The organism is Acinetobacter seifertii (assembly GCF_016064815.1).
Lineage (GTDB): Bacteria > Pseudomonadota > Gammaproteobacteria > Pseudomonadales > Moraxellaceae > Acinetobacter > Acinetobacter seifertii.
In genome coordinates this window covers 3,487,563-3,500,251 of record NZ_CP065820.1, presented here as the reverse complement: position 1 = coordinate 3,500,251, position 12,689 = coordinate 3,487,563, and the positions used below count along the sequence as shown (strand labels likewise).

Here is a 12,689-nt window from a genome sequence, read left to right as displayed (position 1 = left end):
TTACATTCCCATTGGGCCACGGCGGCGATTATTACCACTATTTGCAGAAGCAGCAGAAGTATCTGAACTGTCTGCAATCACAACTTGGTCACCTTGTTTTAATCCGGCAAGTACTTGAGCATTTACACGGTTGTTAATACCTACCAATATTTGAGTCGGTTTAGTTGTTCCATCTGCTTGTAAAATACGCACTACACTAAGCGTTGCTTTACCTTGTTCAACCAGTTGTTTTTGTTCAGCAGTTAAATTCAAGCGTTCTAAACGAGCACCATTACCTGTCTGTTTTCTTTCCGCACTTGGAGTTGAAGCAGCTTTGTCTGTAGCCTGACCAGATTTTTTCTGACCAGAAAATTGTTTATTACTTAAAGCAGAAGATGGAACCAGTAAAGCATTCTTTGCTGAATCCAGTACGATATAAACTTGAGCAGTCATATCAATACGTAATTTGCCATCTGTATTTGGAACGTCAAATAAAGCGTTGTAATAAACAGCTGAACTTGTAGTTGAACTTGTCGTACTTGTTGTTTCACTAGAAATTGAATCTGGAGCTGGTTCAATCTGACGCAATGTCGCATAGCGTTTAGTTTCATCGCCTAGAGTAGTGAAGTAGACTTGTTGGCCTTTTTCTACTCGCATAATATCGGCTTCACTCACCTGTGCTTTAATCGTCATATTTTGTAGTTTCGCAATTTTAACGATCGTTGGAGCACTTTGGTTTGCGTTTACGGTTTGACCTTCTTCAGTCACAATCGCAACAACCGTACCATCAGTTGGCGCAACAATACGTGTATAGCCAATATTTGTTTGTGCTGTTGAACGAGTAACTTTCGCAGACTCAATTTGTGCATCTAATGCTTTAACTTGTGCCTGAGCTGTTTTATAAGCAGCTTCAGCTGACTCTAAGTCGGCACGAGGAGTCGCATCTTGAGCATACATTTGTTGTTGACGACGATACTCAAGTTGTTTTTCATTTAAAGATGCCACTTGTTGAAGACGCTGTGCTTCTAAGTTTTTAATGTTGGCATCAGATGTTTTTAAACTGTTTTCTTGGGTAGTTGAGTCAATTTGTGCAATCAGTTGGCCCTGTTTTACATGATCGCCAAGTTGCACATACATTTTTTTAACCTGACCAGACACCTGAGCACCGACACTAATCAGTTTGGTTGCATCAAGTGTACCTGTGGCAAGTACATTATTTTCAATGTCTCCGCGAGTTACCTCTGCTGTAATATATTGAGGCTGCTGCTGTTTAGGCTTTAAAAATTTCCAAGCTAGCGCAGCAATAACTGCTATACAGACGACAATAATAACGAGTTTAATTGGCTTTATTTTTGGCATGGCAAGAGGTCGAAAAGTCTAAAATTTCACTTAGTATAAAAGTCAAATGAGGATAAAACGTGAATTTTTATGATATTTCAACAAAAGCAGCCGCCCAATTTCTAAGCGCTATTGTATAAATAATGTTTTCCCACACAACTCGGCAATGGCCTGTTGCATTAAATGTTCGGCATTTTCATTCGACATGCCTTTGATCGCAGCATCGATTTGCAAGAGTAGAGTAGACCAGCCTAAAAACTGTTGTGGATTGAGTCTTCTCAAAGCTTGTTGATATAAGCTAACTTTTGTTTTCCAGATTCCTAGTTGCAATGCATTATGCGGTTGTTCAAACAACTGCATGAGTAAACGCATTTCTTTACTTAATGTCCATAAGATCAGGCTTTCAGGTTCACCAGAACCAATTAAATACTGGAAAATCTTAATCGACTGGGCAAGATTACCTTCTAATAAAGCATCACTTAAATCGTAAGTGGTGTAACGAGATTGATCTTGTAGACATGCATATAACTGTTCAATTTGAATCAGCTTTTGGTCTGGGAAAGTATCTCGTACGCGCATTAAGCTATTTTTAGCAGCGAGTAAGTTGTGCTCATGATGCTGCATGAGCCACTGCCAAGCGTCATTGTCGAGTTGAATTTCGAGCTTGTCTGCTTCGGCAGTTAAAATTCTTTGACGGTCTTGCGGGTAGTTGGCAGTTAGTGCAACCACAACGCCGTTTGCTTCAACAACTTGGAAAAAAGCAGACTTTAAACTGCTACTGTCTTGTTTAGGTAAAACAATTAACAGCAGGTTAGTTTCATTGTGCTGAATATAGCTTTTAAGCTGTTTTAGACCATTTGCATCGGGCTTGATATTGCCATGAACTTCAATCGCAAGTTGCTGCGAAAATAAAGACAAGCTGTTCAGTGCATTAAAAACATTTTTCCAGTCACTCACACTACTAATGTCATAGCGCTGTCTTTCAATGTCTTGCTGCTGCCAGCTTTTGCGGAAAGTATCTAATAAGTTTTGTTCAAGTAATGGTTCCTGTCCATGCAGAATCCACGCACCCCGGGCTTCCGGAATGCGTTTAAGAGCTTGTAAATAGTCAAGTTTCATTACTTAAGAACAATTAAATCTTATGGTTGAGCTTTTGGTAAGCGGTTTGCTGAAATTTGACGAGTAATTTGCTGTGCAATGTCATCAATCACAATACGTTGTAAGTAGCCTTCTTGCTGGTTCTCAGTGTTAACCGTTGCCAAATCATACTGATAACTACGAGATGCAGTTAAAGTACGTGGCTCGGTAATTTTATTACCTTGACGGTCTTCAATTTGGAAAGTCACAGTTAAGCGTAATAACACTTCTGTAAGCTTACCATTTAGAAGTTGACGACGCGGCGTGTACTCTAAAACATGAAGAACATACGCATCATTGTCATTGCTGAACTGAACGCCATTTGCAGCTAAATACACTTTTAATTGTGTTTCTAGGTCATCGGTTTTTGCCGGTAACTCAAGGCTTAACTTTTTATAAACAAGTGGAGTCGCAGTCGGGTTAGTTCCTTTTAAATGGAAACCACACCCAACTAAGCCTGCACTAAGGCCTAAGGTTAAAACAACAGCGGCTAAACGTTTGGCTAAGTGCATGCTTGATCCTCTCATTAATACCTGTAATTAAACCACGAGGTTAACCAATTTGTTTGGAACCACAATTTCTTTTTTGGTTGGTCCTGTTAAGAACTGTTGAACTTCTGGTAATGCTTTAGCCTGAGCTAATAAGTCATCTTTAGAAATATCGACAGAAACTTCAAGTTTACCGCGAAGTTTACCATTTACTTGTACAACAATCGTTTGGGTATTACGTGTTAATGCAGAAGCATCAACCTCAGGGAAGATTGCTGCTGTTAAGTCCGTACCAAACTGAGTCAATAAAGTTTGACTTAAATGCGGTGCAAATGGAGCAAGTAACGTTAACAATGTTGTGATTGCTTCACGTTCTACAGCAACATCATTGTCATCTTTTGCTTCAAACTTGTTGCTTGCGTTTAACAATTCCATCAAAGCAGCAATTGCAGTATTGAATGCATGACGACGTTCAATATCATCACTTACTTTTTGAATCGTTTCGTGAGTCTTACGACGCAAATCTTGAGCATCTTTAGACAAGTTTGCTGTATCGATTACAGTTGCAGCGTTTCCTTTTTCAAGGAAGCTTGCTACAAGACGCCATACACGTTTCAAGAAACGGTTAGCACCTTCAACACCTGCATCAGACCATTCTAAAGATTGATCTGGTGGAGCAGCAAACATCATAAATACACGTGCGGTATCTGCGCCGTATTGATCAATAATTGCTTGTGGGTCAATACCGTTATTTTTCGACTTAGACATTTTTTCTTGTCCGCCGATAATCACTTCTTGACCGTCACCTGAATATTTTGCAGAAAGAATACGACCTTTCTCATCACGTTCTAATTCGATGTCAGCAGGGTTGAACCAAGTTTTCTTGCCATTTTCTGCTTCACGATAGAATGTATCTGCAAGCACCATGCCTTGAGTTAACAAGTTAGTAAATGGTTCATTACCTTGTACAACGCCTTCATCACGCATTAATTTGTGGAAGAAACGTGCATAAAGTAAGTGAAGAATCGCGTGTTCAACACCACCAATATATTGGTTTACAGGAAGCCAGTTTTGAGCAGCTTCAGGTTTCACCATACCGCCAGTGAAGTCTGGAGACGCATAGCGTGCGTAGTACCAAGATGACTCTACGAATGTATCCAAAGTATCTGTTTCACGACGTGCATCGCCACCACAGCAAGGACATTTCGTTTCATAGAACTCAGGCATTTTATTAAGCGGGTTACCTGAACCATCTGGAACAACGTCAGTTGGTAATACAACCGGAAGTTGGTCTTCTGGAACTGTGACTTGACCACAAGTATCACAGTTAATCATTGGAATTGGACAACCCCAGTAACGTTGACGAGAAACACCCCAGTCACGTAAACGGAATTGAACTTTAGAGTTTGCTAAACCTTGTGGTTCTAATTTCGCAAGGAATGCGTCAAACGCAGCTTGGAATTCTAAACCATCAAACTCGCCAGAGTTAACAAGTTTACCTTCTTTAGAACCGTACCATTCTTGCCACTCAGTTGCAGAGTAGTCTGCATCGTCAGCGCCTTTGGCATCAATCACTTGCTTAATTGGCAAGTTGAACTTATTAGCAAATTCAAAGTCACGTTCGTCATGTGCTGGTACAGCCATCACTGCGCCAGAACCATAAGACATTAATACGTAGTTTGCGATCCAGACAGGAAGCTGTTCACCAGTTACAGGGTGTTTTACAAACAAGCCTGTTGCCATGCCTTTTTTCTCGGCTGTTGCCAAGTCAGCTTCTGCAACTGAACCCATGCGGCATTCTTCAATAAATGCAGCCAATTCAGGGTTGTTTTCAGCAGCTTTAAGCGCAAGAGGGTGTTCTGCTGCAACAGCAACATATGTCACGCCCATCAGCGTGTCAGCACGTGTTGTATAAACAGTTAAGCCGTCAGCATAAATTTCGGTATTGGCAGATGGGAAAGTAATTTCCATACCAGTAGAGCGACCAATCCAGTTACGTTGCATGGTCAACACTTGTTGAGGCCAGCCGTCTTGTAAGGTGTCTAGGTCGTCTAATAATTCTTGTGCATAGTCCGTAATACGGAAGTAGTACATTGGAATATCGCGTTTTTCAACCAATGCACCAGAACGCCATCCGCGACCATTTTCAACTTGTTCGTTAGCTAAAACTGTTTGGTCAACCGGGTCCCAGTTTACTGTTGAAAGTTTACGGTAGATTAAGCCTTTTTTATAAAGTTGAACGAACAACCATTGTTCCCAGTGGTAGTACTCTGGTGTACAAGTTGCAAATTCACGGTCCCAATCTACAGATAGACCTAATTTTTTTAATTGGTCACGCATGTAAGCGATGTTTTCAAATGTCCATTTTGCCGGAGCAACTTTATGGGCAATTGCAGCGTTTTCCGCAGGTAAACCAAATGCGTCCCAACCCATTGGTTGTAGCACGGTTTCGCCTTTTAGACGGTAAAAACGGCTAATTACGTCGCCAATTGTATAGTTACGCACATGACCCATGTGCAGTTTGCCACTTGGGTAAGGGAACATTGACAGGATGTAACGATGTTTACCTTCGACAGTGTCGGCAACTTTAAAGACTTTACGATTTTCCCAATCTTGTTGGACTGATGGTTCAATCGTGTTTGCTTGATATTCTGGGTCAATGTGAGAAATAGTCATAGACGTAAGCTATACAACGAAAATTGAAATGAAAGATTGCTGCACAGCATAGCGCAAAATACAGGAAAATGTCAGTTTTTAGATCACGATTTTATCTTTTAATATGAGCTATAAAAATTTCCCAACTCATTCTTCTTTATTTTAAATCATGGAAGAGTGGTGAAAGCATTCACCACTCTTCTTTTACTTAGCGTGGTGCTGTAGCAGATGGAGCCGGTGCCGCAGATGGAGCTGCTGCTACGGCTGTATTTTTTTCCTGTACTGCGTTAGCTGCTGGTACTGCTTTATCTGTTTTATCTTGAGTTTGTTGTTCTGGGGCAGGTGTCGAATTCTTTACAGGTGGCTGGGTGCCATAAGTCGAAACTGTGTTCAAATGTTTCGCGCCTTTAGGCGGCGGTGTCGTGGTGTAGTGGGTCGAGCCACTTTTATCTATCCATTTGTAATATTGCTCTGCCTGACTCTGACTTGAGCAAACTAAAATTGCTGTTGCGACTGCTGTATATAAGCTTGTTTTTAAATAAGATAAGTTCATATTAGATGTTCCCCAAAAAATACTGACTATATTTAAATAAAGTTCATAAATAAGCAATTTAGAATGAGTGGTTTTATATCAAAAAGAGTGTTTTTTTATATAAATAATGGGGCAGGGTGATCAAATTTACGATTCGATACTAGATTAAAAAAACGTCAGCTAGTTTTTTTTATGGAAAAACCTTTCCTTTAATCTTGACTTTAGTGAATTAAACAACAAAAATGCTTTCTTTAGTTTTATATGCGATTATTTGATCACCCTTCGAATAACCGTCATGTTTTGTAATAGACATTCTCTCTAGCCGAGAGATTGATTTTACTAAAGTATGTATATCCAGACATGCTTTATTAATGTTAAAAAAGCTTATACGGCTGAAAAACAGAAATTTTTCTATTGCAACGAAAACTAGACAATATGTGTGCTATAACAGTGCAGACAATTCAATGAATGAAACACTATTTGTGCCTTCCATAAATAGTGATAAAGAATTTAGGGTGAATCACGTTGGAACTTTTATCTGGTGGTGAAATGCTCGTTCGTGCTCTTGCGGACGAAGGCGTTGAACATGTTTTTGGTTATCCAGGCGGCGCTGTATTACATATTTATGATGCGCTATTTCAACAAGACAAAATTAATCATTACCTCGTACGTCATGAACAAGCTGCTGGTCATATGGCAGATGCTTACTCACGTGCCACAGGTAAGACTGGCGTAGTACTGGTCACTTCAGGACCTGGCGCAACCAATACAGTAACTCCAATTGCAACAGCTTATATGGACTCAATCCCAATGGTGATTTTGTCTGGCCAAGTTGCATCACATCTTATTGGTGAAGACGCTTTCCAAGAAACTGATATGGTGGGTATTTCACGTCCTATCGTGAAACACAGTTTCCAAGTTCGTCACGCAAGTGAAATTCCTGCAATTATCAAAAAAGCATTTTATATCGCATCAAGTGGTCGCCCTGGTCCAGTTGTAGTCGATATTCCTAAAGATGCGACTAATCCAGCAGAAAAATTTGCATACGAATATCCTGAAAAAGTGAAGATGCGTTCTTATCAACCACCTTCACGTGGTCACTCTGGTCAAATTCGTAAAGCGATTGATGAACTTTTAAGTGCAAAGCGCCCTATCATTTATACGGGTGGTGGTGTTGTTCAAGGTAATGCATCAGCATTATTAACTGAACTCGCTCATTTATTAGGTTATCCAGTAACTAACACGCTTATGGGCCTTGGTGGCTTCCCGGGCGACGATCCACAGTTCGTGGGTATGTTAGGTATGCATGGTACTTATGAAGCAAATATGACAATGCATAATGCTGATGTCATTCTTGCGGTAGGTGCTCGTTTTGATGACCGAGTAACTAATAATCCTGCAAAATTCTGTTTAAATGCCAAAGTTATTCATATTGATATTGACCCGGCAAGCATTTCAAAAACAATTATGGCGCACATTCCAATTGTAGGGGCAGTTGAGCCTGTACTTCAGGAAATGTTGACCCAGTTGAAACAATTGAATGTGTCTAAGCCAAACCCTGAAGCGATTGCTGCATGGTGGGATCAAATTAATGAATGGCGTAAAGTTCATGGCTTGAAGTTTGAAACACCGACTGATGGCACAATGAAGCCTCAGCAAGTTGTTGAAGCTTTATATAAAGTAACGAATGGTGATGCCATCATTACTTCAGACGTTGGTCAGCATCAAATGTTTGGTGCGTTGTACTACAAGTACAAACGTCCACGTCAATGGATCAACTCTGGTGGTCTTGGCACCATGGGTGTTGGTTTACCTTATGCTATGGCTGCGAAGCTTGCTTTCCCAGATCAACAAGTTGTTTGTATTACGGGTGAAGCTTCAATTCAAATGTGTATTCAAGAGCTTTCAACTTGTAAGCAATACGGCATGAATGTGAAGATCTTATGCTTGAATAACCGTGCTTTAGGTATGGTTAAACAGTGGCAGGATATGAACTACGAAGGCCGTCATTCAAGCTCATATGTTGAATCATTGCCTGATTTTGGCAAGTTGATGGAAGCTTATGGCCATGTTGGTATTCAAATTGATCATGCTGATGAATTAGAGTCAAAGCTTGCTGAAGCAATGGCGATTAATGATAAATGTGTATTCATCAACGTTATGGTTGATCGTACAGAACATGTATATCCAATGTTGATCGCAGGTCAGTCCATGAAGGATATGTGGTTAGGTAAAGGGGAGCGTACATAATGAGACATATTATTTCTGTACTCGTTGAAAACGAAGCTGGTGCGCTTTCTCGTTTGGTGGGTTTATTCAGTCAACGTAACTACAATATTGAGACGTTGAATGTTGCCCCAACCGAAGATCCTACGTTATCACGTTTAACGTTAACCACTTATGGTGATGACCATAAAATTGAACAGATTACGAAGCAACTCAACAAACTTGTTGAAGTTGTAAAAGTAGTAGATTTATCAGAAGGTTCACACATTGAGCGTGAACTGATGTTGATTAAAGTAAAAGCGTTAGGTGCTTCACGTGCTGAAATTAAGCGTACAGCTGATATTTTCCGTGCGCAAATTGTAGACGTGACATCAACAACCTATACCATTCAAATAGCAGGGACAACTGAAAAATTAGATGGTTTTATTGATGCGCTTTCAGAAAACACCATTCTAGAAGTCGTTCGTTCAGGGGTATCTGGTATCGCCCGTGGCGAAAAAGTTTTAGCCATTTAATTTTTTAAAAAGTATTTTAGCGGAGAACACAAATGCAAATTTTTTACGATAAAGACTGTGACTTATCAATCATCCAAGGCAAGAAAGTAGCGATTATTGGTTACGGTTCTCAAGGTCATGCACATGCACTTAACCTTAAAGACTCAGGCGTAGACGTAACTGTAGGTTTACGTGCTGGTTCAGCTTCTTGGAAGAAAGCTGAAAATGCGGGTCTTAAAGTTGCTGAAGTTCCAGCAGCAGTTAAGCAAGCTGACCTCGTAATGATTTTGACTCCAGATGAATTCCAATCACAACTTTACCGTGACGTGATTGAGCCAAACATCAAAGAAGGCGCGACTTTAGCATTTGCTCATGGTTTCTCTGTTCTATATAACCAAGTTGTTCCACGTAAAGACTTAGACGTAATCATGGTTGCGCCTAAAGCTCCTGGTCACACAGTACGTTCAGAATTCCAACGTGGTTCAGGTGTTCCTGACTTAATCGCAATTCACCAAGACGCTTCTGGTAATGCGCGTAACGTCGCACTTTCTTATGCTTCTGGCGTAGGTGGTGGTCGTACAGGTATTATCGAAACTTCATTCCGTGAAGAAACTGAAACTGACTTATTCGGTGAGCAAGCAGTTCTTTGTGGTGGTGCAGTTGAACTTGTTAAAATGGGCTTCGAAACTTTAGTTGAAGCTGGTTATGCTCCTGAAATGGCTTACTTCGAGTGCTTACACGAACTTAAGTTAATTGTTGACTTGATGTTCGAAGGCGGTATCGCTGACATGAACTACTCAGTGTCTAACAACGCTGAATATGGTGAATACGTAACTGGCGTTGAAGTAATTAACGAACAATCTCGTGAAGCAATGCGTAATGCATTAAAACGTATTCAATCTGGTGAATACGCGAAGATGTTCATTCAAGAAGGTGCATTGAACTACCCATCTATGACAGCTCGTCGTCGTCAAAATGCTGCACATGGTATTGAAGTAACTGGTAATAAGTTACGTGCGATGATGCCTTGGATTCAAGCAAACAAAATCGTAGACAAAGAGAAAAACTAAGACTCTTTTCTAGTGTTTCTAAAAAACCCTGCTTAATGCAGGGTTTTTTATTTTAATTCAGCTAAAAACCAAGCTTAAAAAATCATCATTAAGGTCAGCTGACCTAGACTCAAGAAATCCTATATTTTTCATATAATTGGATGCTTAATTTTTGTTTAGTTTATTGATTTCTAAAGTAAAAAATACTTGACCAAATGTTAGATAATGTTATTGTTTATAACTGACTAAAAAAGTCAAATTTACTAATATTTCTTTAACGTGTTTAATTGTATTTTGTGCAATGAATTGAACAAAATAAAAAAAAGTATTGAATAATCATGGAAGTCCAGTATGGGTCATGTTGATTACGATAGCACATTGATCGTCGGCTCTTTTATTGCGGCTGGCGTTATTTGCTATATTGTGATTTCCATGGAGCAGTTAATATTTAAGCAAGCTTATAGAAAAGTTGAGCCTCTTATTTTAATACTGAATGGTTTATTGCTCGGAGCAGCCATTAGTATTGTCCATATTGTTGGTATGAATGCTTACCACATATTTGAAACTTCAGCGTCGAATGTTCCATTAATTACACTTTCTTACGGTATTAGTGCCTTACTTTCGTGTATCTCAATTTGGCTGACTTCTCGTTATACCTTACCTTTAGTGAGACTGATTTTAAGTTCAGTCATTATGGGAATTGGTATTTCCGCTTCGTACTATGTGAGTATGTTGGGTTGGAATATCGATCTTTATAAGAAAGATTACACCTCATTCTTAATTCTATTTTCTGTATTAATTGCCATGAGTGGCTCAGGCTTGGCTTTCTTACTAGCTTATAAGTTAAAAGAAAGTGACCGTAATCGCGTAAGTTTAAAACTAGCTTTCGCAGTCATGATGACTTTAAGCATTATGGGGATGCACTACACGGCACTTATTGCGACAAATATTACCGATAAATTTGTAAGCCAATATCAGGCTGAACATGATTTGCTGCTGTTTACCATTATTTTAGTCACCTGTTTGGTGCTGGTCGCGAGTTTTATCGTTGCTGTACTGGAACAACGACTCAATCAGCGCAATTTAGAACTCCGAAAAGCCAATAAAGAACTCGCAAATCTCTCCATTCAAGATAATCTAACTAAGCTACCAAACAGACTATATTTGGTTGACTACGCCGAAGTTCTCCTTTCAGACCATCGTTATAAAGACCAAAAAATTGCTTTTCTTTATATAGATTTAGATCGTTTTAAATCGGTAAATGATGCATTTGGACATCATATTGGAGATCAACTCCTTATTCAGATGGCGAACCGTTTACATTGGCAGCTTAGTGAAAAATGCAAGTTGCTAAGAATTGGTGGTGATGAGTTTTTATTAATAGCTGAAAATACCGATACTGATGGAGCTGTATATTTAGCTGAAAAAGTATTGCAGCTCATTCAAGAAAGTTATCAAATTTCCGGTAAAGAAATTAACATTTCAGCGAGTCTTGGTATCGCACTGTTTCCTGAACATGGGCAAAATGTTCAAGACTTACTTATGAATGCCGATGCAGCAATGCTGATGTCTAAAGAGCAAGGCCGCAACACTTATACCGTCTTTAGTTATTCTACTCATCAACAAGAAACAAGAAGTCAGTCAAAACTAATCAACGATTTATATAAAGCAGTCGACGAAAAGCAATTTGTTCTTTATTACCAGCCGAAGTTTAATACCAATCTTGAAATTTGTGGGGTAGAGGCGCTTATTCGCTGGAACCACCCAACGTTGGGTATGCTTACGCCACATATGTTTATTGGCGGTGCAGAAAAGACAGGTTTAATTATTCCAATGGGATATTGGGCGCTTGAACAAGCTTGCCAGCAAATTCAGGAATGGGAACGCAATAATACTCATTTTTATCCAGTTGCAGTCAATTTATCTGCCTTACAGTTTGAAAATAAAAAGCTCTTTAGTACCCTCGAAAGTCTGTTAAAAAAATACCAAATTAAGCCTCATCACCTTACTGTTGAAATTACCGAATCAACAGCAATGCGACATATCGACTTAAGCATTCGTGCTTGTGAGCGACTACGTGATATGGGTATTCGAGTGGCAATTGATGACTTTGGAACAGGGCATTCAAGCTTCTTATATTTAAAAGATTTACCAGTCGATGAGCTTAAAATTGACCGTGGTTTTATTGTCGATTTAAAACCGGGTTCAAAAGAAGAAGTCATTTTAGAAAGTATTATTCACTTGGCGAAAAAGTTAGGTTTAACCGTAACAGCCGAAGGAGTGGAAACTCAGCAGCAAGTCGAAATTTTAACGCGTTTAGGCTGTCAGCAGTTCCAAGGTTATTTGTTGGGTATGCCTGTAAATGTAGGGCAACTGATCCAGTCACAAGGCGCTCATTTTGTTTAATCTAGACATTAGCTTAAAATTAAAAATACTTGTATATATAATATCTAAAATAATAATTTAGTTAATCTAATGAAAAACAATAAGAAATTTAAAATCTTGGCATAAATTCCACATTGACACTTCTAAACTCTCAGATTATCCTTTGCCTGCTGGCCTACATTGCCAGCCGGTCGTCGCAGACCGATTAGTAAAGGCATCAGATTATTCCCTCTGAGGAGTAGTCTTGTGTGTACAATCGTCCCTCGCTCGTTGCGGTAGGACGAGTGAGGGACACCTTCGGGTGTGCTGATTCTTTACTATCAGTCTGCGAACCCTTGCTCGTTCTGCCACCATAATTCTAAATTCATGCTTTGGCAGGACTCCAAATATAAGGAGTTGGCTATGC

The 12,689-nt window shown here is 39.5% G+C and carries 9 protein-coding genes; 4 read left to right on the top strand and 5 right to left on the bottom strand.

All coding sequences use genetic code 11. The features are described from left to right. The 5 genes from I8T81_RS16140 to I8T81_RS16120 all read right to left on the bottom strand — a co-directional run bounded on the left by I8T81_RS16140 (position 1) and on the right by I8T81_RS16120 (position 6,150). Positions 1 to 1,338 carry a MacA family efflux pump subunit gene (locus I8T81_RS16140; protein WP_004698731.1) on the bottom strand — a complete coding sequence of 446 codons (1,338 nt, stop codon included), beginning with the start codon at positions 1,336 to 1,338 and terminating at the stop codon, positions 1 to 3. Positions 1,339 to 1,446: 108 nt separating this feature from the next. Beyond that, a complete protein-coding gene (holA, locus tag I8T81_RS16135; protein WP_004698728.1) occupies positions 1,447 to 2,436 on the bottom strand; it encodes a DNA polymerase III subunit delta in 990 nt (329 codons plus the stop codon). A gap of 20 nt (positions 2,437 to 2,456) precedes the next feature. Beyond that, entirely contained in the window at positions 2,457 to 2,966 is a 510-nt protein-coding gene (locus I8T81_RS16130) for an LPS-assembly lipoprotein LptE (protein WP_004698727.1), read from the bottom strand. 27 nt (positions 2,967 to 2,993) lie between these two features. Continuing rightward, positions 2,994 to 5,618, bottom strand: a complete 2,625-nt coding sequence (leuS, locus tag I8T81_RS16125; RefSeq protein WP_198071646.1) for a leucine--tRNA ligase — start codon at positions 5,616 to 5,618, stop codon at positions 2,994 to 2,996. A gap of 187 nt (positions 5,619 to 5,805) precedes the next feature. Beyond that, entirely contained in the window at positions 5,806 to 6,150 is a 345-nt protein-coding gene (locus I8T81_RS16120) for a DUF4124 domain-containing protein (protein WP_198071645.1), read from the bottom strand. A 504-nt stretch (positions 6,151 to 6,654) separates the two neighbouring features. On the opposite strand from I8T81_RS16120, the gene I8T81_RS16115 reads away from it, so the two are divergent. The 4 genes from I8T81_RS16115 to I8T81_RS16100 all read left to right on the top strand — a co-directional run bounded on the left by I8T81_RS16115 (position 6,655) and on the right by I8T81_RS16100 (position 12,304). Beyond that, positions 6,655 to 8,379 (top strand): acetolactate synthase 3 large subunit, encoded by a 1,725-nt coding sequence (locus I8T81_RS16115; protein ID WP_004698721.1) that lies wholly within the window; start codon positions 6,655 to 6,657, stop codon positions 8,377 to 8,379. Further along, on the top strand, positions 8,379 to 8,870 hold the full coding sequence (gene ilvN, locus I8T81_RS16110) for an acetolactate synthase small subunit (protein ID WP_004698718.1): 492 nt from the start codon (positions 8,379 to 8,381) through the stop codon (positions 8,868 to 8,870). Before I8T81_RS16115 ends, ilvN begins: the two co-directional genes overlap by 1 nt. Positions 8,871 to 8,902: 32 nt before the next feature. Continuing rightward, entirely contained in the window at positions 8,903 to 9,919 is a 1,017-nt protein-coding gene (gene ilvC, locus I8T81_RS16105) for a ketol-acid reductoisomerase (RefSeq protein ID WP_004698717.1), read from the top strand. Positions 9,920 to 10,249: 330 nt separating this feature from the next. After that, positions 10,250 to 12,304 (top strand): bifunctional diguanylate cyclase/phosphodiesterase, encoded by a 2,055-nt coding sequence (locus I8T81_RS16100; RefSeq protein ID WP_068932569.1) that lies wholly within the window; start codon positions 10,250 to 10,252, stop codon positions 12,302 to 12,304. The last annotated feature ends 385 nt before the right edge of the window (positions 12,305 to 12,689 follow it).